17 protein-coding genes are annotated in these 21,451 nt (G+C 64.5%); 7 read left to right on the top strand and 10 right to left on the bottom strand.

The annotated features are described in order from the left end of the window. Positions 1–148: 148 nt before the first annotated feature. Together B5D38_RS19135 and B5D38_RS19130 are read left to right on the top strand one after the other, a co-directional pair. The gene (locus tag B5D38_RS19135; protein WP_078710065.1) at positions 149–778 is read left to right on the top strand and encodes a YitT family protein; all 630 of its coding nucleotides are present in this window, start codon (positions 149–151) and stop codon (positions 776–778) included. 7 nt (positions 779–785) lie between these two features. Next, positions 786–1,421 carry a YitT family protein gene (locus tag B5D38_RS19130; protein ID WP_078710064.1) on the top strand — a complete coding sequence of 212 codons (636 nt, stop codon included), beginning with the start codon at positions 786–788 and terminating at the stop codon, positions 1,419–1,421. Positions 1,422–1,521: 100 nt separating this feature from the next. On the opposite strand, the gene B5D38_RS19125 is transcribed toward B5D38_RS19130, so the two are convergent. Beyond that, positions 1,522–3,909, bottom strand: coding sequence for a molybdopterin-dependent oxidoreductase (locus B5D38_RS19125; RefSeq protein ID WP_165690913.1), 2,388 nt, complete (start codon positions 3,907–3,909; stop codon positions 1,522–1,524). Here B5D38_RS19125 and B5D38_RS22270 point away from each other — a divergent pair. Both B5D38_RS22270 and B5D38_RS19120 read left to right on the top strand, forming a co-directional pair. Continuing rightward, on the top strand, positions 3,908–4,102 hold the full coding sequence (locus B5D38_RS22270; protein ID WP_207552999.1) for a hypothetical protein: 195 nt from the start codon (positions 3,908–3,910) through the stop codon (positions 4,100–4,102). The genes B5D38_RS19125 and B5D38_RS22270 overlap by 2 nt on opposite strands. 277 nt (positions 4,103–4,379) lie before the next feature. After that, positions 4,380–6,902 (top strand): ligase-associated DNA damage response DEXH box helicase, encoded by a 2,523-nt coding sequence (locus B5D38_RS19120; protein WP_078710062.1) that lies wholly within the window; start codon positions 4,380–4,382, stop codon positions 6,900–6,902. A 48-nt stretch (positions 6,903–6,950) separates the two neighbouring features. On the opposite strand, the gene pyk is transcribed toward B5D38_RS19120, so the two are convergent. Both pyk and B5D38_RS19110 read right to left on the bottom strand, forming a co-directional pair. Then, complete coding sequence (gene pyk / locus B5D38_RS19115; protein WP_078710061.1) at positions 6,951–8,387, bottom strand: pyruvate kinase; 1,437 nt, start codon at positions 8,385–8,387, stop codon at positions 6,951–6,953. Next, positions 8,384–8,854 carry a DUF1036 domain-containing protein gene (locus B5D38_RS19110; protein WP_078710060.1) on the bottom strand — a complete coding sequence of 157 codons (471 nt, stop codon included), beginning with the start codon at positions 8,852–8,854 and terminating at the stop codon, positions 8,384–8,386. Before B5D38_RS19110 ends, pyk begins: the two co-directional genes overlap by 4 nt. A 291-nt stretch (positions 8,855–9,145) precedes the next feature. Here B5D38_RS19110 and B5D38_RS19105 point away from each other — a divergent pair, with 291 nt between their 5' ends. Continuing rightward, a complete protein-coding gene (locus B5D38_RS19105) occupies positions 9,146–9,400 on the top strand; it encodes a DUF2312 domain-containing protein (RefSeq protein ID WP_078710059.1) in 255 nt (84 codons plus the stop codon). A 183-nt stretch (positions 9,401–9,583) separates the two neighbouring features. On the opposite strand, the gene B5D38_RS19100 is transcribed toward B5D38_RS19105, so the two are convergent. After that, complete coding sequence (locus B5D38_RS19100) at positions 9,584–11,080, bottom strand: CoA-acylating methylmalonate-semialdehyde dehydrogenase (RefSeq protein WP_078710058.1); 1,497 nt, start codon at positions 11,078–11,080, stop codon at positions 9,584–9,586. Positions 11,081–11,304: 224 nt separating this feature from the next. Between B5D38_RS19100 and B5D38_RS19095 the strand changes: the two genes are divergently transcribed. After that, the gene (locus B5D38_RS19095; protein ID WP_078710057.1) at positions 11,305–12,012 is read left to right on the top strand and encodes a ribonuclease activity regulator RraA; all 708 of its coding nucleotides are present in this window, start codon (positions 11,305–11,307) and stop codon (positions 12,010–12,012) included. A gap of 167 nt (positions 12,013–12,179) precedes the next feature. Here the strand turns inward: B5D38_RS19095 and B5D38_RS19090 are convergent, their stop codons facing one another. Beyond that, positions 12,180–13,160 carry a LysR family transcriptional regulator gene (locus B5D38_RS19090; protein ID WP_131829971.1) on the bottom strand — a complete coding sequence of 327 codons (981 nt, stop codon included), beginning with the start codon at positions 13,158–13,160 and terminating at the stop codon, positions 12,180–12,182. A 127-nt stretch (positions 13,161–13,287) separates the two neighbouring features. Here B5D38_RS19090 and B5D38_RS19085 point away from each other — a divergent pair, with 127 nt between their 5' ends. Beyond that, the gene (locus B5D38_RS19085) at positions 13,288–13,935 is read left to right on the top strand and encodes a hypothetical protein (RefSeq protein ID WP_078710055.1); all 648 of its coding nucleotides are present in this window, start codon (positions 13,288–13,290) and stop codon (positions 13,933–13,935) included. Positions 13,936–14,097: 162 nt separating this feature from the next. On the opposite strand, the gene B5D38_RS19080 is transcribed toward B5D38_RS19085, so the two are convergent. The 5 genes from B5D38_RS19080 to B5D38_RS19060 all read right to left on the bottom strand — a co-directional run bounded on the left by B5D38_RS19080 (position 14,098) and on the right by B5D38_RS19060 (position 21,432). Continuing rightward, entirely contained in the window at positions 14,098–15,507 is a 1,410-nt protein-coding gene (locus tag B5D38_RS19080) for an L-fucose/L-arabinose isomerase family protein (RefSeq protein WP_078710054.1), read from the bottom strand. Positions 15,508–15,534: 27 nt separating this feature from the next. After that, the gene (gene araD, locus B5D38_RS19075; RefSeq protein ID WP_078710053.1) at positions 15,535–16,230 is read right to left on the bottom strand and encodes an L-ribulose-5-phosphate 4-epimerase AraD; all 696 of its coding nucleotides are present in this window, start codon (positions 16,228–16,230) and stop codon (positions 15,535–15,537) included. A gap of 14 nt (positions 16,231–16,244) precedes the next feature. Beyond that, complete coding sequence (locus B5D38_RS19070) at positions 16,245–17,930, bottom strand: ribulokinase (protein WP_078710052.1); 1,686 nt, start codon at positions 17,928–17,930, stop codon at positions 16,245–16,247. 182 nt (positions 17,931–18,112) lie between these two features. Further along, positions 18,113–19,579, bottom strand: coding sequence for a rhamnulokinase (gene rhaB, locus B5D38_RS19065; RefSeq protein ID WP_078710051.1), 1,467 nt, complete (start codon positions 19,577–19,579; stop codon positions 18,113–18,115). A gap of 74 nt (positions 19,580–19,653) precedes the next feature. Beyond that, entirely contained in the window at positions 19,654–21,432 is a 1,779-nt protein-coding gene (locus B5D38_RS19060; RefSeq protein WP_078710050.1) for an L-fucose isomerase, read from the bottom strand. Between the last annotated feature and the right edge of the window lie 19 nt (positions 21,433–21,451).

The following is a 21,451-nucleotide window of genomic DNA, read 5'->3' as shown; positions in this document are numbered from 1 at the left end:
TCCTCGTCCGGACAGAGCTCAAGGGCTGGCGCGTATCGGCAATCCGGCTATTGTCGCGAATGACGCTGTTTTGAACATGACGAATGAAGATGCAGATTAACGTGCAAGGACGATCCGGCCATGGGCGCGCCAACAAGGGAGGCGCCCAATGAAATCAGGCATCAGCAGCGCGGGAGAAGCCCCCGCACTCTCCCATTCGGTGGTCGAGGATGCCCAGGGCCTCGTCACAGGCGCCGTGGTCACGGTCGTCGGCGTCGCCATCCTTCAGCATCTCGGCCTCTTCACCGGCGGCACGGCCGGTCTCTCGCTCATCATCCATTATTGGACGGGTTGGAACTTCGGCCTTGTCTTCTTCGTCGTGAACCTGCCGTTCTATGCCCTAGCTATCCGGCGGATGGGGAAGGCGTTCACGATCAAGACCTTTTCCGCGGTCGCGCTTCTTTCAGCGCTGAGTTCGGTTCAGCCGCGGCTCTTCACGCTCGGCGATGTCGACCCGCTCGCGGGTGCTGTGCTTGGCGGGCTGATGATCGGCATCGGCTTGCTGCTTCTCTTTCGCCACCGCTCGAGCCTCGGCGGCGTCGGCATCCTCGCCTTCTTCCTCCAGGAGCGCTTCGGCTGGCGCGCGGGATACGTACAGCTCGCCGCCGACATGTCGATCCTCGCCCTTTCCTTCACCATCGCGAGCCCGGCCGAGATCGCGCTCTCCATTTTGGGAGCGGTCATCCTCAACCTCGTCCTGGTGATCAACCACCGCACCGACCGCTACATCGCGGTATGAGGTCAGGATGAGAGTACAGCTCGGTTCCCTGCGCGACTGGACGTCGTCGCCCACCCGCCACTCGCCCCTCGAAGATGTGCAGGGCATCTTCACCGGCGCCGTGGTCGCCACCCTTGGCGTGGTGATCCTCCAGCATCTCGGGCTTTTGACCGGCGGCACGGCCGGCCTTGCCTTTATCATCCATTATGCGACAGGCTGGAACCTCGGCGTCGTGTTCTTCGCCGTGAACCTGCCGTTCTATGCCCTCGCCATTGGCCGCATCTCCGTGGCCTTCACGGTGAAGACCTTCATCGCCATCGCTCTGATGTCGCTCTTCACTGCGCTTCAGCCGGTGCTGCTCGATTTTTCCTTCATCAACAGGCCGACCGGCGCCATCCTCGGCGGGCTGCTTCTCGGCTTCGGCCTGCTCGCCCTCTTCCGCCACCAGTCGAGCCTCGGCGGCGTCGGCATCCTCGCCTTCTATTGTCAGGAAAAGTTCGGTTGGCGCGCCGGCTATGTCCAGCTCGGCATGGACCTGATGATCCTCGCCCTCGCCTTCACCGTGCGCGATCCGATCTCCATCGCCTACTCGATCCTCGGCGCGGTCGTCTACAACCTCTTCCTGGCCATCAATCACCGCAGGGATCGCTACAACGCCCGATAAGGGAGAAGCTCCCCGACGGACAGGGCACCCCCACGGCACACATAGAAAAGCGGCCAGCCCGAGGGCTGGCCGCTGAAAGCTTTGAAGATACCGGCGATGCTTACGAGGCCTTCGGCGGCGTATAGGCCGTCACCTCGGGCGCTGTCTCGGCGTATTTCTCCGCCTGAATGATGGCCAGCGAAGCAATCGTCGCCTGGGCGAAGCGGGAGGTCAGCGGATCGTCGAGGGTGAGCACGTTGGCGCTACCCTGCTTGTCGAGCGAACCGATCTTGCCCGGCTCCTGAGGATCGTACCACGATCCCTCATGCAGCAGCACGACGCCCTGGCTGATGTTGTCGGTGACGACCGCACCCGCCAAGGTCTCGCCACGACCGTTGAACAGCTTGACCACGTCGCCATCGGCGATGCCTCGCGCCTTGGCGTCCTCGGGGTGGATATAGACCGGCTCACGCCCGGCGACTTTGTAGGTCTTGCCGGCATCCGTGTTGTCCATCTGCGAATGCAGACGGTGAGGCGGATGCGCCGAAAGGAACTGCAGCGGATAATCCTTCGAGGAGGCGCTGCCCTTCCATTCCACCGGCTCCATCCAAGTCGGATGGCCGGGGCAGTCGTCGTCATAGCCGAGCTTGGAGACGAAGGGCGAGACGATCTCGATGAGGCCCGTTGCCGTGCCCATCGGGTTGAGCAGCGGCTCCTCGCGGAAATCCGCGAGATGGGTGAAGTCGCCCTTGCCCATCGGAAACTCGATGATGCCCTCGCCCGACCAGAACTCGTCGAACTCAGGCATCTGCACCGTCTTGGAGGACGCCTTGGCGTCATCGTAGAACTTCCGCACCCAGTCGAGCTGGCTGCGACCCTCGGTATAGGCCTGTTCGAAGCCCATGCGGCTCGCGAGTTCAGTGTAGATCTCGTAGTCGGGACGGGACTTGTGCTGCGGCGCGACCGCCGCGTGCGAGGCGATGATCAGGTTGATTACCTGGCCGATGTCGTCGCGCTCCAAATCGCTCGACGCCGGAAGGACGATATCGGCGAAATGCGCCGTCGGCGTCCACCAAGGGTCCTGAACGATGATCGTCTCGGGCGCCTGGAAAGCCTTGATGAGGCGGTTTGTGTTCTGGTGATGGGTGAACTGGTTGCCGCCTGCCGTGTAAACCAGACGGATGTCGGGGAAGGTGATTTCCCGGCCCTTGCATTGGATCTTCTTGCCGGGATTGAGCCAAGCGTCGGAGAGGCAGGCGATCGGGAAAGGATCGAGCTCCACGGGGTTCTTGCCGGGCGCCATTCCGCCCACCACAGGCATGTCGGCCTTCGGGAACCCTCCATCGGCATAATGCAGGCCGAAGGCCGCGCCGCCGCCAGGCAGGCCAATCTGGCCGAGCATGCACGCCAGGGTCAGGATGGACCAGGGCGCCTGCTCGCCATGATGCTGGCGCTGGGTCGACCAGCCGCAGGCAATCGTGGTGCGCGTCGCCTGCATCTTGCGGGCGAGCTCCTGAATCGTTTCGGCGGGAACGCCCGTGATCTTGGCCGCCCACTCCGCGGTTTTCGGCGTGCCGTCCTTCGTGCCCTTCAGGTACTCGGCGAATTCGTCGAAGCCGTTGGTGCAGTTCTGCAGGAATTCCTTGTCGTGAAGGTCTTCCGTCAGCAGCGTGTGCATCATGCCGAGGGCGAGCGCCACGTCGGTGCCAGGGGTGATTGGGACCCAGCGGGAGTCGAGCGCCTGCGCCGTCTCGCTGCGCACCGGGTCGATGACGATCGTCTCGATGCTCTTCTCCTTGAGCGCCAGCCAGGCCTTGGTCGAATAGCGCGCGGAGAGGATGCGGGTGGTGGTCACGGGATTCGCGCCCCAGATCACCATAAGCTTGGTGTTCTCGTGCAGCGAAGGCCAATCGCTGGTGGTGCCCGGCCCGCCCCAGGCGACAGCCGTTAGGATCTCGGTGATCGCCTGACTCGAATAGCTGCCGAAGAAGTTGGAGCAGCCGCCGGCGCCGTTGAGGAAGCGTTGGAGCATCGCCTCCGTGCGATGGACATGGGCGTGGTTGCTGGCCCACGAGCTCTTTCCGCGATGGATCGACTCGTTGCCGTAGGCGGTCTTGACGCGGCTGATCTCGTCCGTGACGAGCTTCATCGCATCATCCCAGCTCACCTCGACGAAGTCGTTGGAGCCGCGCAGGGTGCGGTCGCTCTTCTCGCGCTTGGCGAGGAAGTCGCGGCGCACCATCGGCGCCACGATGCGCGAGCGGTTGTAGAGCCGATCCGGCATCGACTGGATCAGCGGATTGTCGACGCCGTCCTGCGCCAGAGGCTCGACGCCCACGACGTTCCCGCCCTTCTTGGTCAGCCACATCGGCCCGATGGAGGTGTTGACGAGGACGCGCCCGTCCGTCACGCCGCCGGCGCCGGAAGCAGCGCGGGCCAGTGCCGGAAACATCGCGATGCCGGCGGCGGCCGGTACGATGCGCGATATGAAATCTCTGCGATTGATCATGGAGTTCGCCTCCCTTTTCTCTTCTGCCGGCCGTCTTCGGAGGGCGACGAAAGCCAAGCCCCGTTTCGGCGACGTTTCCGCCATCAATGGAATCCACGGCCGTCTTGGATGCGTTCACGCGATGGCGCGGAAGCCCGGCAGCTGGATCATTCCGAATATTCAAGAACAAAGAGAAGAGTTCAACAAAAACTGATTGACATATCGCCGCACCACTCAATCACGCCATGTTTATTGATATATAGTTTGCATATACGACGCATTAACGAATAGTAATAATTATGTTTTATCGTTTACATTCTGTCGCAATTCAGTGTTTTTTCCGATACCTTGGGTCTAGTTGTTCATAAATATGCCAGACTCTCTGCTGAATTTGAATCTCCTCTTCATGGGCGCGACGAGCACCTCGCGCACCCCTTTTCCGGTACTGGCAGTCTTGGCGCGGCAGCTTCTTCCGCCTACCTTCCTGCTCGATGAGTTTTTCCCGCGTTGCTCCAGCCTCCGATCCTGCCCCTTTGCCGCCCTCGTTTGCCGACTGGTTCGCAAAAAAGGGCTGGGCGCCGCGTCCCCATCAGATTGATCTTCTGGCGCGCGTCGAGCATGGTGCCTCGGTACTTCTCATCGCGCCGACGGGCGCGGGTAAGACGCTGGCTGGCTTTCTGCCTTCCCTGGTCGACCTGTCGCGCCGCCAGCGGCCCAAGCCGGGTGAGCGGCCGCGCGGCGTCCACACACTTTACATTTCGCCCCTCAAGGCCCTGGCGGTCGATATCGAGCGCAACCTGGCGACACCGGTCGCGGAGATGAACCTGCCCGTCTCGATCGAGACGCGCACCGGCGACACTTCTCAGATCAAGCGCCAGCGCCAGAAGCTCCGCCCCCCCGATATCCTTCTGACGACGCCGGAACAACTGGCGCTCTTGATCGCATCCAAGGATGCACCGACCTTCTTCTCCGATTTGCGGACCGTGATCTTCGACGAGCTTCACTCGCTCGTCACCTCGAAGCGGGGCCATCTCCTGGCCCTGGGGCTGGCCCGCCTCAGGAAACTCAGGCCCGAGCTTCAGACCATAGGGCTTTCGGCGACGGTCGCCGAGCCCAACGAGTTGCGTCAATGGCTGGTCGCCCAAACACCCGGCGCGGCCCCCCGTGCCGACCTCATCCAGGTCGCGGGCGGCGCCAAGCCGATCATCACCATCCTGAAGTCGCAGGAGCGCATTCCTTGGCGCGGCCACGCCTGCACCTATGCCATGCCGGAGGTTTATGAGGCCATCAAGGCGCACAAGACGACGCTTCTCTTCGTCAACACGCGCAACCAGGCCGAAAATCTCTTCCAGTCCCTGTGGCGAATCAACGAGGATACGCTCCCCATCGCCCTGCACCACGGCTCGCTCGACGTCGGCCAGCGCCGACGCGTCGAGGCGGCCATGGCGGAGAACAAGCTGAGAGCGGTGGTCGCGACATCGACTCTTGATCTCGGCATCGACTGGGGAGACGTCGACCTCGTCGTCCACGTCGGCGCGCCGAAGGGCGCCTCGCGCCTCGCCCAGCGCATCGGGCGCGCCAACCACCGCATGGACGAACCCTCGCGCGCCATTCTCGTGCCCGCCAACCGCTTCGAGGTCATGGAGTGTCAGGCGGCGCTGGATGCGAACTACCTGGGCGCGCAGGATTCCCCCTCCATTCCGCAAGGCTCTCTCGACGTTCTCGCCCAGCACGTGCTCGGCATGGCCTGCGCCGAGCCCTTTCGCGCCGACGACCTGCACGCGGAGGTGACGACCGCCCTGCCCTACCGCGATCTCGACCGCGCGACCTTCGACAGGATCGTCGAGTTCGTCGCCACAGGCGGCTATTCGCTGAAGGTGTACGAGCGCTATGCCAAGATCCGGTTGACGGAGGACGGCACGTGGCGCGTCACCCATCCGCGCGCCGCCCAGCAGTACCGGATGAACGCCGGCACCATCATCGAGGCACCGATGTTGGAAGTCCGCCTGATCAGGCGGAAGACAAAAAGCGCCATGGCCCGGCCCGGTCCCGCCCTCGGCAAGGTCGAGGAAGGCTTCGTGGAATCGCTCGCTCCCGGCGATACGTTCTTTTTCGCTGGGCGGGTGCTGCGCTACGAGACGCTTTTCGAGAACCAGTGCCTGGTCACGGAGGCCAACGACCATGACCCCAAGGTTCCGGCCTATGCAGGCGGCAAGTTTCCGCTGACCACGTTCCTCGCGGCCGAAGTCCGCTCGATGCTGGCCGATCCAGCGCGCTGGGGCGCTCTGCCCGACCAGGTGGCCGAGTGGCTTGCGATCCAGGAGAAGAAGTCGATCATCCCGCGCGCCGACGAGCTGCTGATCGAGACGTTTCCCAACGGCAACCGCTTCTTCATGGTCGCCTACCCTTTCGAGGGCCGGATTGCCCACCAGACGCTCGGCATGCTCCTGACGCGCCGGCTGGAACGCGCCCGGGCGCGCCCCCTCGGCTTTGTCGCCACCGACTACGCCCTTTCGATCTGGGGGACCGGCGATATCGGGCTGATGATCCGTCAGGGGCGCCTGTCGCTCGACGACCTCTTCGACGAGGATATGCTGGGCGACGATCTCGAAGCCTGGATGGCCGATTCATGGCTGCTGAAAAGAACCTTCCGCCAGTGTGCCGTGATCTCGGGGCTGATCGAGAAGCATCATCCCGGCCAGGAGAAGACCGGACGGCAGGTCACGGTCTCGGCCGACCTCATCTATGACGTGCTGCGGGTTCACGAGCCCGACCACATCCTCCTTCAGGCGACATGGCAGGATGCGGCGGCGGGCCTTCTCGACGTGCGCCGCGTGTCGGACCTTCTCGCCCGCATCAAGCATCACATCGTTCACAAGGACCTTTCCCAGGTCTCGCCCCTCGCGGTCCCCATCATGCTGGAGATCGGGCGCGAGAGCATCGCCGGGGAAGCGCGCGACGCCGTTCTGGAGGAGGTGGCGGAAGCCGACCTCGTCGCCGCCGCACTCTCCTGATGGTTCATCGCCAGCCGCCGCCAGCTAAGGCGGCGGCTGGCGAAATAGTCACTTCGTATCCGCGTCGGCCGGATCGATATGGGCGATGCGCAGCATGTTGGTCGCGCCCGGCTTGCGCAGGGGCACGCCGGCCGTCACCAGAATCCGGTCGTCCGGACGGGCAAAGCCCTCCTGCATGGCGATGCGGCAGGCGCGCGAAACCATGTCGTCCAGATCGCGGGCGTCTTCCGTCACCACGCAGTGGATGCCCCAGACCAGCGACAGGCGCCGTGCCGTCTGAACCACCGGCGAAATGCCGATGATCGGCAACTGCGGGCGCTCGCGCGCCATGCGCAGCCCGGTCGTACCGGTCGCGGTATAGGTGACGATCGCCGCCGGCATCAGCGTTTCGGAAATCTCGCGCGCCGCCAGGGAAATGGCGTCGGCCTCCGTCGCGAGCGGCGCCGGCCGCTGGGCGAAGACGATGCCCGGATAGAGCGGGTCGCGCTCGATCTTCTTGGCGATGGCGTCCATCATGGCGACGGCCTCCACCGGATACTGGCCGGCGGCGGATTCGGCCGACAGCATGACGGCGTCCGCGCCCTCGTAGACCGCGGTCGACACGTCCGACACCTCGGCGCGGGTCGGCACCGGGGCGGAGATCATCGACTCCAGCATCTGCGTCGCGACCACGACCGGCTTGCCGGCGCGCCGCGCCGCGCGGGTGATGCGCTTCTGGATGCCAGGCACATCCTCCACCGGCATTTCCACGCCAAGATCGCCGCGCGCCACCATGATGGCGTCGGACATGGAGATGATCTCGTCGAGATGGCGCACCGCCTGCGGCTTCTCGATCTTGGAAAGGATCGGGAACTTGCCCTGAACGATCTTGCGGACCTCGACCAGATCTTCCGGCCGCTGCACGAAGGACAGCGCCAGCCAGTCGATTTCCTCGGTGAGCAGCGCGTCGATGTCGGCGCGGTCCTTGGGGGTCAGCGGACCACTCTTGAGGATCGTATCCGGCAGGCTGACGCCCTTGCGGTTCGAAATCTTGTTGCCGGCCGTGACGCGGCAGCGAACATGATGGTCATCCGCTTCGATGGCCAGCAGCTGAAGCCGCCCGTCGTCGATCAGCAGCCGGTGCCCTGCCTGAACCGCCTCGAGGATTTCGGGATGAGGCAGATTAACACGCGTGTTGTCGCCCGGCGCCGGATTGTCGTCCAGGGTGAATTCCTGGCCCACCTCCAGATCGACGGATGAATCGGCAAATGCACCGACGCGCAGCTTCGGCCCCTGAAGATCGGCGAGAATGCCGATCGGCCGGCCAATCTCGGCTTCGACGTTGCGGATGCGCCGCACGAGGGTGCGCATCAGGTCATGGCTGGCATGGCTCATATTGATGCGGAAAACGTCCGCGCCAGCCTCGTGCAGCTTGCGGATCATCGGCTCTTCGGACGAAGCAGGACCGAGGGTTGCGAGGATCTTAACGCGACGAGTTCTTCTCATGGAGTTCCGGTTCCTTCACGCGGAGCCTCGGTCAACTGTACCATCCAGCTGCCCTGTTCTCCGGTATCGTATTCGCGGAAACCGATCTCTTGGAAACCGCGGGCGAAGCAATCTTTTACGCCGACTATCTTAAATTCGTTTTCTGCAATGCACATGTCGACATTGCCGGCCCAGCGGCCGCGGCCTTCCGCATCTTCTGCGTAAAGATAGTAATAACGCGAAGACAGCTCGCCTTCTATGATCGACTTGCAGGTGGTCGCAGGGATACGCCACCATCCCTCAGTGGTCCATCCGGCCTCGGCACGATAGCCGATGGCCACTCCGACCAGGGACTGGGTTCCATTGCAGACTCTGAAGTCGGCAAAGGCGGAACGCGCGGTGAGCGTAAGGCTGGCGACGGCACCGAAGACGATGGCAGCGCAGATGCCGAGTGCTCTGCCGTGCGGCCGCAACATTCGGACGAGCATGGGAAGACCCTCAAATCATGGTGTCAGCCGGACGGCCGGTAATCGAACGGAGCATTTGAATTGTCAACGACGGCCGTCGCATAGCACGACTTCCGTGCAGGCATTGCCATCCGCCTAGCGAATAAGAATGGCGTTCTTCCGGCGCTTTCAATGGGCGGCGGATTTCTGCTACTTGCGCGGGCGAGCATGCGAATCGCAAAAGCAGCGACCGCCGTTCAGGGCGGGCGCGGCCCGAACCCGAGGGCCGTGGCGAACGCCGCGCTTGCCACAGATGACTGATGAGGACCTGACATGAACGACGCTGGGCCGGAGAGCACTGTCGCCGCCGATGAGCTGAAGCAATTCATCGAGCGGATCGAGCGGCTCGAGGAAGAGAAGAAAACCATCGCCGACGACATCAAGGACGTCTATGGCGAGGCCAAATCGCGCGGCTACGACACCAAGGCGATGCGCAGGATCGTTTCGCTGCGCAAGAAGGACGCCAACGAGCGACAGGAGGAAGAGGCGATCCTCGACCTCTACATGCAGGCGCTCGGAATGGCGTGATCGCAACCGGTATCCGCTCCTGGCTAGCCGGGAGTGCGGCGGCCCATCGGCCGACCCGAACGCCAACACCGCGCCGGAGACCGTCCGGCGCGAGGAAACGAGGAGCGCCACAGCTTCTCGAGCGAAGCCGAAGGGCCATCGCGGGTACGCTCACCGGCAAGGACCAAGAACCCTGAGGCCGGCTCATCCCATCACCGGCATCGAGAACACCGCCCCCTCCTTGATGCCCGAGGGCCACCGCGCAGTTACCGTCTTGGTACGTGTCCAGAACCTGATCGAATCCGGCCCGTACTGGTTGAGATCGCCGAAGGCCGAGCGCTTCCAGCCCCCGAACGTATAGTAGGACAAGGGCACCGGGATCGGCACGTTGATTCCCACCATTCCGACCTCGACGCGGGCGGCAAAATCCCGCGCGGTGTCGCCGTCGCGCGTGTAGATGGCGACGCCATTGCCGTATTCATGGTCGCTCGCCAGCGCCAGCGCGCGCTCGTAGTCGCTGGCGCGGACGACGGAGAGCACCGGGCCGAAAATCTCCTGACGATAGATCTCCATGTCGGGCGTCACGTGGTCAAATAGGCAGGGGCCGACGAAAAAGCCGTCCTCGTAGCCCTGAAGGCGATAGGCGCGCCCATCCACCACCAGCTTGGCGCCCTCCTCGATGCCCTTGCCGATAAGACCGAGGACGCGCTCCCGCGCCTGCCGCGTCACCAGCGGGCCGAAGTCCGACGCAGCATCGGTGTAGGGACCAACCTTCAGCGACTCGATCTTCGGCACCAGCTTGTCGAGGAGCGCCTCGGCCGTCCCCTCGCCGACCGGTACGGCGACGGAAATTGCCATGCACCGCTCTCCCGCAGAGCCATACCCGGCACCGATGAGAGCATTTGCCGCCTGATCCATGTCCGCGTCAGGCATGACGATCATGTGATTCTTGGCGCCGCCGAAGCATTGGGCGCGTTTTCCGCGCGAGGCGGCCTCGGCATAGACATGCGCGGCGATCGGCGTGGACCCGACGAAAGAGATCGCGGCAATGTCGGAATGGTCGATCATGGCATCCACCACCTCCTTGTCGCCGTTCACCACCTGGAGAACGCCCTTTGGCAACCCCGCCTCCATCATCATCTCGGCGAGACGCATCGGAACGGAGGGATCGCGCTCCGACGGCTTCAGGATGAAGGCATTGCCGCAGGCGATGGCCGGGGCGAACATCCACATCGGGATCATGGCCGGAAAGTTGAACGGCGTGATGCCGGCGCCGATGCCCACAGGCGCCCGCGCGGAATAGATGTCGATGCCGGGGCCTGCCCCTTCCGTGAACTCGCCCTTTTGGAGATGGGCGATGCCGGTGACGAACTCGCAGACCTCAAGGCCGCGCTGGATGTCGCCCTTCGAATCGTCGACCGTCTTGCCATGCTCGAAGCTCATGAGCTCGGCGAGGTCCTGCATGTGATCGTTGAGAAGCTGGACGAAACGGGCGAAAACGCGGGCGCGGCGCTGCGGATTGGTAGCCGCCCATGCCGGCTGCGCGCGCCTGGCGGCCTCCACCGCCCTCTGAAGCTCGTCGAGAGAAGCGAGCGCGAGCCGCGAGGAAACCTCGCCTGTCGCCGGATTGAAGACGTCAGAGAAGCGCCCGCTGCGGCCGGCGACCTTCTCTCCGTCGATGAAGTGCCCGATTTCGTTCATCGCTTTCCTCCTGGGTCTCTTCGCAATGTCGGGCACTGGACGGCGAAAGCAATGCACCTGGCCACGCGTCGGCTGCGTGGACATTCGAGGAGAACCGCCTTCGATAGCGTCGGACGCTCCCGGCGCGATCACTCATCGCCTCAGCACCCTGACCGGCTATTGACAGCTCCTCGCATCGCGACGATGCCGGAGCCAACCGATCACCCCCAATCGAGGAGTATCCGATGGACCAAACCAACGAGGCCGAAATCATCGAGACGCTACGGCAGGTCTCGACGGCAACCATCACCACGGTGCTTCTCAAGGAAGGGCTGCGAAACGTGTGGATGCGCGGCGCTCTGCCCGTCTGCTTCAGCGGCGAGAGGATCGTCGGGCGGGCGTTCACCATGAGCTTCGTGCCCGCGCGCGAGGATTTGGCGACACCGGCATCATGGGCGTCGCCGAAATCGACGCGCGCGGCCATCGAGGCCATGCCGGAAGGGGCGGTCGTCGTCGCCGACGCGCGCGGCATCACCGACGCCGGCATCTTTGGCGACATCCTTTGCGCCCGCATCGTTCAGCGCAAGGGAGCGGCGCTCGTGACGGACGGCGTCGTCCGGGACATTCGCGGCGTTCTCGACACGGACTTGCCCGTATGGGCCCAGGGCAACGCCGCGCCGCCCTCCGTCGCCGGCCTCACTTTCGTCGACTGGCAACAGCCGATCGGCTGCGGCGGCGTCGCGGTTTTCCCCGGCGACATGATCGTCGCCGATGACGACGGGGCGATCGTCATTCCCGCCGCGTTTGTCGACAAGGTCGTGGCGACAGCGCCCGAACAGGAGCGCATGGAAGCGTGGATCATGGAGGAAATCGGCCGCGGTGTGCCGCTGCCCGGCCTCTATCCCATGAACGAGGAAACGCGCGCCCGCTACGAGGCTTCCAAAGGCGATTGATTCGCCCAAACGGAGGGAGCGGATCGTTCGCCGAGACTCGGGGAAGAAAATCTGGGATAGAGGGCGCGGCGTCGCGCGCTCTCTATCCGCCCCCGCCCCTGCGGCTCGACGCGCGAGCGCTTGTCAGAATAACACCGCCCGTAATGGCGCCGATGCCGGAGACAGCGTTACGGCCTTATCATGCCGTCGCACTGCGCGACGGCATCCGAGGCCGCGCGCTTCATGCTTTGCAACAGCCACTGGACGGCAGGGTTCTCCGCATTCGCCGCCGATGTGATGGCCGAAACAGTGATCGGCTTGGGCGGATCGACCGGCTCAAAGAGGGCCAGTCGGGGCCGCAGCCAAGCCGCCATCGCAAAGCGTCGCGGCAACAGCGCGGCGTAATCGGCAGACAACACGATCAGGATCGCCGCGTGATCGCCCGGCACGATCGCGGCAGGCCTGCCCGCCGAGACGCCCGCGAAATAATCCTCGATCCAGTGTGGTCGCGGGAAGTCTTCCGGCCAACGATCATCGGTTTGCTCGTGCGTCCATGGGCTCGCTCCCGTCACGGCCACCAGCGGAATGGTCGACAGCTTCGCAGCGGAAAGCCCGCCCTCGGCGGCCGGATGACCGGCGCGAACCGCCCAGACAGCGCTTTCCGTGAAGAGTTCATGACTGACGAAACGCGCCGATAGCGCCTGCGCAGGGAAAATCGCCGCGTCAATATAGCCGAGCTCGAGATCACGCGCGGTTTCGGCATCAGGGCGAACAATCCTGAGCCGTATGCCCGGGGCCTCCGCGCTGATCAGACGGAAAAGGCCGGGCAGGATGACCTGACAGGCATAGCTTCCAGCCGCCACGGTGAACTGGCGGTCGCTTGTTGCCGCGTCGAAAGCGGATGGCGCGAGAATGACCTCGAGCGTCTCGAGCGTCCGCCTGATCGCGGGCGCGATCTCGCGGGCCCGTGCCGTGGGCACCAGGCTCCGCTTCTCCCGAACAAACAGCGGATCATCCAACGCTTCCCGCAGACGGGCGAGAGCATGGCTGACGGCTGACTGCGTCAACCCCAGGCGAGAGGCCGCGCGAGTGGCATGGCGCTCATCCCAGAGCGCGACGAACAAGCGGAGAAGGTTGAGATCAAGGGACCTAAAATGAATAGCGTTCATGGACTTGATGAGAAAATGCCATTTCCAAACATGAAGATCGACCGCCACTTATAGCCATGTTGCAGTGCGGAATCATCATCGTCCGCGCATCGCGGCGAGTTGATGTATCCCCCCTGGCAGTAGTGACGTGCTTAAAAAATCCCCTGAAACAGAGGCGCGCGGCGGCAACCGCCCGCACAAATTTGCGATTCCTTTCGTCTCCCTGCCTCTGTCCCATCGTCGACGCAGGGAGGCCGAGGCCACCTTCGATGTCGGCGTCTTCAAACGGATCGAGTCTGAGCCGAGCCATCCATTCGGTAAGTGTTACAGCAATGTCCAGTCGGTTGTCGCCCGCAAGGGAGGAAGCCCGGTCACTGGCTGGCAAATCCTCCTTTGGCCGAGCATCCTGATCCAGGCGGTTCATCACTGCGTCTGGCGCCGCCCAGACGGAAGCCTGCTCGATATTTCAGGAAAATATCCCGGAGACAGGAAGCCTTATTCGATTTTCGTCGAGGAGCCAGAGCGGGACCTGGACTTTTCCGGCCCGATCTACATACCGCCCAAGGCATTCCTTCTGACGCAAGCGCCACAGGCTTCCCGGATGGTGGCCGCAGCCGACAGGCTGCATAGCCACCGCTATCGGATCTTCCTGAAGCTGCGAGATGCAGGCGTACCCTACGGCACCGTGCCTTCGCTCGTCACGCGGCTCAAGCTGCAAGCGGACTTCACCCTGGAGCAGCGTTACCGGGAGGATCTCTCCAGAGCGATCATCGCCTGCTCTCACCTGTCGCGATGACAGATCGGTTCCATCGGAAACCGCGTTCCGTCCCTGAAAAAAAAGAAAGCGGCTCACGACCGCGGGAGGAGATGGGTCGTGAGCCGCTGCTCGGCCCGCCGTCTGGCGTGCTGAAGGCAAGGGAACGACAGCCGGCGACAAGATCGCCGGCCGCCGGGAGGATCAGACCTCGACGTATTCGATACCGGTGAAGTCGCAGAACGCCTTCCAGCGCGCGCGCACGTCGCCGAGATGGAGCACTTGGTGGTGCGTGCCGCCGTTCTTGAGCCAGCCATCAAGGCAGGTGGTCACGCCCGTGTCGGGCTTGAAGAAGAAGTAGGGCATCTCGACCGTCGGCAGCTCTTCCGTGTCGAGGATCGTCCCCTGGGAGACGACGAGACGATACTTCTCGCCCACCAGGGCGACGAGGCTGACGAGCGTCGCCGGGCCGGGTTCGGCCATGAAGAGGACCGTCGGCGGGTTGCCGAGGCCGCCGATGCCGAGCGGCCGGTCGATCAGCTTCACCGGCTTGTCCTTGCGGGCCACCTTCCAGTTGCCCTCGCCCATGTGGCTCTGGAGCACGGCGTCGCGCTCGAAGTCCATGGCGTACATTTCGGTGAAATGCGGATCCGGAGCGATGGCCCGCGCCGCGACCATCAGCGCCGCGCAGGTGGAGTCGCCTTCCGCGGCATAGCCATAGCCCTCGGCCATCAGGTTCGAGGCGGCCATCATGTGGATCTGGTTGAAACGCCCGTCGAAGCCGATCTGGTTGAAGTAGACGGAGAAGCCATCGAAACCGCCCTCCTCGAGAACCGTGCGCAGCCCGACCTCGATCTTCGCCGCCTCCTGGAATTGCGGTTCGGTGATCATGGGATCGATCTCGAAGTTCTTGCGGCAGTCGGCGATGACGGCCTCGACCGCTTCCGCCGGCGCCTTTTCCATCGCCGAAACGATGGTGCCCATGCCCCAATGCTCGACCTGCACGCCGAGCACGCGCATGAAGGCGTGAGAATCCGTCAGGATGTCGCCCATGCCGGGCATCTGGCCGAACACCGCGATGCGCGCCTTGCGCAGCGTCGCCTTGGCCTGCGCCGCACAGGCGAACGTCTTGACCGCTTCCACGAACTCGTCGCCCTGCCAGTCGCCCGAGAAGACGGAGAAGCGCTTGCCCAGTCGGTTCAGGGTGTTGGCCGTATCCTGTGCGCCATGGACGCCCTGGTTATAGGTGAGATCGCCCATGTCCCAGCGCGTCGTTACCTGCGGCTCAGGCTGGACGTTGGCCAGCATCAGCGGCAGCGACACGTCGCGCATCGCGTTGACCAGCCTGAGGCCCGGCCCATAGGTCAGCATCACGATCAGGATGCCGTCGACGCCCTCTTCCTGGAAGCCGCGGACGATGCGCTCGATGTCGTCGCGATTGCGCGCGGCCGACGGAAAGCGCATCTCGGCAACGCCCGACAGCTTGTCGCAGATCTGGCGCCCATAGCCCTCCTGCCGCTCCGTGATCCCCGGCAGCATGGCGTCGTAGAGCTCCTGCATAATGCCCAGGAGCCCGATCACCGGCTTGCGGCCGGCCTTCGTTGCAGCGTTCATTGTCTCTCCCTCGTTCTTGCGGCTGCCTCAGGCCTTCTGGCCGTACCAGGCGCCGGGACCGTGCTTGCGTTGGTAGTGATAGGAAAGGACGTAGTCCTCGAGCGCCGGCGCGCGCGGATCGAGCGCCAGCGTGGCGCTCGCCATCCGGGCGACCTCCTCCAGCACCACCGCGTTCACGACCGCGTCCTTGGCGCTCTTTCCCCAGGTGAAGGGGCCGTGGCCGGCAACCAGCATCATCGGGCGGGCGAGCGGGTCGCCATTGCCCATCTCGCGGACGATCTGATGGCCGGTTTCGGCCTCGTAGGCGCTCGTCACCTGATCCTCGGAAAGCGGCGGCGTGCAGGGCACCGCGCCGAAGCAGTGGTCGGCATGGGTGGTGCCGAAACACGGGATCGGCCGGCGCGCCTGCGCCCAGGCTACCGCGTTCATCGAATGGGTATGGGCGACGCCGCCGATCGACCCGAACGCCTTGTAGAGCACCGTATGGGTCGCCGTGTCGGTTGAGGGATTGAGCGTCCCCTCGACCACCTTGTTGTCGAGATCGACCACGACCATCTTGTCCGGCGTCAGGTCGTCATAGGCGACGCCCGAGGGCTTAATGACGACGAGCCCGCTCGCCCGATCGATGGCGCTGACATTGCCCCAGGTGAGGATCACGATCCCCTTGCGCTGAAGTTCAAGATTGGCCTCGCAAACCTCGGCGCGCAGCTCTTCGAGAAGCATCGTCCTCTCCCGCTTTAGACCATCTCCGGCCGCGCCGTGCGCTTCGGCACGTCGCCGACGGCCTTGGCATGAGCGCTTGCTCGCTCCTTCTCAAAGGCGCCCATGGCGACATAGTCGCGATAGATCGCCTCGTAGGCGGCCGCGGCCTCCGGATTCGGCTGGTATTCCTTGAGGATCTTGCTCTGCATCGCCGCCTGCGCCTCGTGCACGGTGCGGTATTCGCCCGCCGCCGCCGCCGCGAAGATGCCGGCGCCCCTCGCGCAGCACTCGCTGGACTCGACCACCGCGATCGGCCGGTTGAGCACGTCGGCGGAGATCTGCATCACCAGCGGCGACTTCTGCGGAATGCCGCCCAGCGCCATCACGCGTTTGACGGGGATACCCTCGGCCTCGAACCGATCGACGATGGCACGGCCGCCGAAGGCCGTCGCCTCCACCAGCGCCCGATAGATCGAAGGCGCGGTCGAGCCGAGATGAAGCCCGGCGATCATCGCCCTGAGGCGCTGGTCGGCGTCCGGCGTGCGCCGGCCGTTGAGCCAATCGAGAGCCCGCTCGCCATAGGCGCCCGGCTGAAGCGCAGAGGCTTCGGCTTCGAGGCGCTTGAGGATTTCGCCGCGGTCAACGTCGGAGGTCGCGCCATAGGATAGAAGGTGGGCAAACCAGGCAAAGACGTCACCGAAGGACGACTGGCCGGCCTCGAAGCCTACATAGCCCGGCAGCACGCTGCCCGGCACCTGACCGCAGATGCCCTGCACGACCGTGTCGCCGACCTCGGCCGGCGGCGCCATGAGAATGTCGCAGGTCGAGGTGCCGACAACGCGGGCGAACGTATAGGGCGTGATGCCGCCTCCCACCGCGCCCATGTGGCAGTCGAACGCACCAACAGCCACAGCCACGCGCTCCGACAGCCCGAGCCGCTCCGCCCACTCCGCCGAGAGATGGCCGGCCGGATGGTCGGTCGTCACCGGATCGCCGAAAAGCGGATGCGGCAGCGAGAGCAGGCGCTCGTCCAGCGCGGCGAAGAACTCCTTCGGCGGCAAGCCGCCGAAGTCCGGATTCCAGAGGGCCTTGTGGCCGGCCGCGCACACACCGCGAACGATATCCTCAGCCCGCGAAACGCCGGTGAGCAGCGCCGGAATCCAATCGCAGAACTCGACCCAAGAGGCAGCAGCCGCTTGAACCCTGGGATTGCGTCGATAGGTATGAAGGATCTTCGCCCAGAACCATTCGGACGAATAGATGCCGCCGACATAGCGCGTGTAGTCGCGCATGTTGGGCGAATGGCAGAGAGCGTTGATCTCTTCCGCCTCGGCCACCGAGGTGTGGTCCTTCCAGAGAATGCAGAGGGCATCCGGGTCGTTCGCAAACTCTGGCGAAAAGGCGAGCGGCTGGCCCGCGGCGTCTACCGGCAACGGTGACGATCCTGTCGTGTCGACACCAATACCGACCACCTTTTCGGCCAGGCGACGGTCGCCCTTGAACAAGGCGCGCACTGCCCGCGTCATCGCCTCGGCGTGGTCAAGCGGGTGTTGGCGAAACTGCTGGCGCGTCGGCTCGCACCACTCACCGCGAGCCCATCGTTCATAGGCCTCGACTGAAGTCCTAACCTCTTCGCCCGTATCGACCCGCATCAACACGGCCCGGACGCTGTCCGTGCCGAAATCGAGCCCGACGACATAGCTGTCGACTGCTGACGGCATAGCGATGAACCTCCCTCTGGCGCTCAGCCACTCGAGCTTTTTGTGAGCTTGCCAATTGCATGAACGGTATCCCTATCATGCCCATTCCGGAAGGGTTAAACCGGCTGCAAAGCTGGACGATACTGCTATTCTTCAGGCGTGACATTGCCTTTAGAGCGCTCCCGAGACTTGCTTGGCAGGTTCTACACAACCGCGCGTTTGTGCCGCGAGAGCGCGACGAAGCGCTGCCAGACGTCTGCCGGCACCGTTTGCCGAGGCGCGTAATCCGTCACTTCGAACGAACACCGGACTACGGCTCGTATCTCCTCGAGCGAGGCGAAGCGGCCGAGCGCCATCATCTGCACGCAGGCGTTGCCCAACGAGGACGTCTCCACAGGACCGGCGCTGACCGCCACCTGACACGCGTCCGCCGCGAGCTGGTTGAGCAGCATGTTCTTGCTGCCGCCGCCGATGATGCGGATGGCCTTGATCGGCCGCCCCCTCAGCTCCTCCAGCTCGTTCTTGACCCGCCGATAGTCGAGCGCGAGACTGTCGAAGACGCAGCGCGCGAAATCACCGACGCCCTCCGGCACCGGCTCCCCGTGTTCCGCGCAGAAACCGGTGATCGCTTCCATCATCGATGGCGGATTGAGAAAACGGCGATCGTCGGGATTGATGAGGGTGCGCCAGCCTTCCGCCGCCGCGGCCGCGGCGACGAGATTGCCGAAGGAGGCAACGCCCAATTCCTCCCGCAGGCGCTGGATGATCCAAAGCCCCATCAGATTCTTGAGAACGCGGTATCGCCCGGCTACACCGCCCTCGTTGCCGAAATTGAGCCGACGCGCCGTCTCGTCGGCGAAGGGCCTCGCGCTTTCCACTCCCATCAGCGACCACGTGCCGGAAGAGATGAAGGCTTCATCCGCCCCGCCGAGCGGCGCCGCGGCCACGGCGGATGCCGTGTCGTGCCCGCCGGGCGCGATCACGGGGATAGGATCACCGCCGTCGTCCGGCCGATGCCATCCGATGCGCGTGCCAGCCGGCACCGGCGTCTTCATGAGGCCCGGCCGCACGCCACAAAGAGCAAGGAGAGCCGGGTCCCAATCGCGGCTTTCGAGGTCGAGCAGCTGCGTGGTGGTCGCGATCGTGTATTCGTTGCTCAACTCGCCGCTGAGCCGGTAGTGAAAATAGTCCGGCATCAGGAGAAGATGACGCGCGGCCTCGAGCCATTCGGGATGGTCGCGCTGCGTGGCGGCGAGCTGATAAAGCGTGTTGTAGGTCTGGAAGTGAATGCCGGTGCGCCGGTAGATCTCGTCGGCCGGCATCTTTTCGAACACGCGGTCCATGATGGTGTCGGTGCGGTGATCGCGGTAGCTCACCGCCGGGCCGATGCGACGCAGCTCGGCATCTAGAAGCGCGAAGTCCACGCCCCAGGTGCAGACGCCGACGCTGTCGACCGGACCCGAGGCGCGAGCCTTTTCGAGGCCCTCGCGCATGCCCGCTTCGACCGCGTCGAGGTTCCATATTTGATAGCCGGTTTCGGCGTCGGGATATGGCCGGTTGTCGAAGCGGTGAACCTCCGTCAGGGTCAGCCGATCGCCGTCATAGTTCGCCACGATCGCCCGGCCGCTGCTCGAGCCCAGATCCATCGCCACGCAGCGCGTCGTCGTCATTGCTCTGCCCCTCCCCAGGCGGTGTCAGAAGGTCGCCGCCCGTTCTCCCTGCGGGCGGCGAATGGTCCCATGGCTCAACGATAAAGCGGCCCGAAGGCGGCGCAGGCGCGGAAATCAGCGCCCTCCGGCTCGGAGCCGAAAAGGCCCCACGCGCGCGGACGGAAGATGCGTTCCGGCGCGACGTTGTGCATCGCGACGGGGATGCGCAGCATGGCGGCCAGAGTGATGATCTCGGCGCCGTTGTGGCCGTAGGAGATGGCGCCGTGATTGGCGCCCCACGCATCCATCACCGAATAGACCGAGCGGAACGGCCCCTCCCCGGTCAGGCGCGGCGCGAACCAGGTGGTCGGCCAGCTTGGATCGGTGCGCAGGTCCAGCGTGTCATGCACCTCTTCCGGCAGCGCCACCGTCTCGCCCTCGGCGATCTGGAGTACCGGCCCCAGGCGGTCGACGAGGTTGAGACGGATCATCGTCACCGGCATGCCGCCGCGCGTTGTGAAGTCGGTGGAGAAGCCGCCGCCACGGAAGTAGCCGAGATTGGCGGCGCAGAACCGCGTCGCCTCCAGACAGCGCCTCTGATCCTCTTCCGTGACGTCCCAGAACGGCTTCATTGCCGGCTTGCCGTCCACCATCATTTCGCCGGAACCATCGAGACAGGTGGCACCGGAGTTGATCAGATGGATGATGCCGCCGGCCGCCGCGCCCTCGGGCTTCCACCCGCTGACACGCTCGATCGACTCCGCGCTCCAATAGGTGCGGACATCGGAAAAGATCTGCGCCGTGCCGGTGAGGAGGTTGCCGAAGAGCATTCCCAACCCGTTGAGACAGTCGTTCTCCGTGGCCATGATCAGCGGCTGGCGCGGCCCGTTCCAGTCGAACGAGGTGTTGAGGATCGTCTCCATGAAGTCGCCATTGGGCATGAAGTCCGTCCACTGGCGCTGCCCCTGGAAGCCGCTAGCGATAGCGTGATGGCCCTCCGCCTCCTCCGCCCATCCGAGCTCGGCGAGGCGCGGATTGCCGACCATAAGGTCCCTGGCGATCAGCGTCATCTTCACGCTGGTCTCCCACTCCTCCGCCTTCCGTTCGGGGCTGGAGCGCTTCTCCGGCGCGTTGACGTCCCGCCCCTCCTTGCAGTTCGCCTTGGTCCAGGCGAGCGCCTTCTCGTATTCGTCCGGATCGAACAGCAAAAGCTGGAGGCGGCGCTGAAGTTCGCTCATGTCGACGCTCTCGGAGCGCATGCCGAGATATTTTTGGAGGAAGTCCGGGTCGACCATCGAGCCGGCGATGCCCATCGACGTGCCGCCGATGGCGAGATACGCCTTGCCGCGCATGGTGGCGACGGCCAGCCCCGCCCGCGCAAAACGCAGGATCTTTTCCGCGACATCGTCGGGGATCGAACGATCCCCCGCGTCCTGAACCTCGCCGCCATAGATGCCGAAAGCGGGCAACCCCTTCTGCGCATAGGCGGACAAAACGGCAGCGAGATAGACCGCGCCCGGACGCTCCGTGCCGTTGAACCCCCACACCGCCTTCGGCAGCATCGGGTCCATGTCCATCGTCTCGGAACCGTAGCACCAGCACGGTGTGACGGTCAGCGACACGCCGACATTGTCGCGACGGAATTTCTCGGCGCAGGCCGCCGCCTCGCTCACGCCGCCGATCGTGGTGTCGGCAATGACGCATTCCACCGCCCGGCCATCGGGATGACGCAGCGTCTCAGAGATCAGCGCGGCCACGGCCCGCGCCATGCCCATCGTCTGCTCTTCCAGACTTTCGCGCACGCCCTGGCGGCGTCCGTCGATGGTCGGGCGGATGCCGACCTTCGGCAGATCCCCCGCGAAAACTTTGTTCATCGTTTCCTCCCCGATGATC

The organism is Consotaella salsifontis (genome assembly GCF_900167365.1).
Taxonomy (GTDB): Bacteria; Pseudomonadota; Alphaproteobacteria; order Rhizobiales; family Rhizobiaceae; genus Consotaella; species Consotaella salsifontis.
The sequence above is the reverse complement of the archived record's forward strand: the minus strand, read 5'-3'. Positions and strand labels throughout refer to the sequence as shown.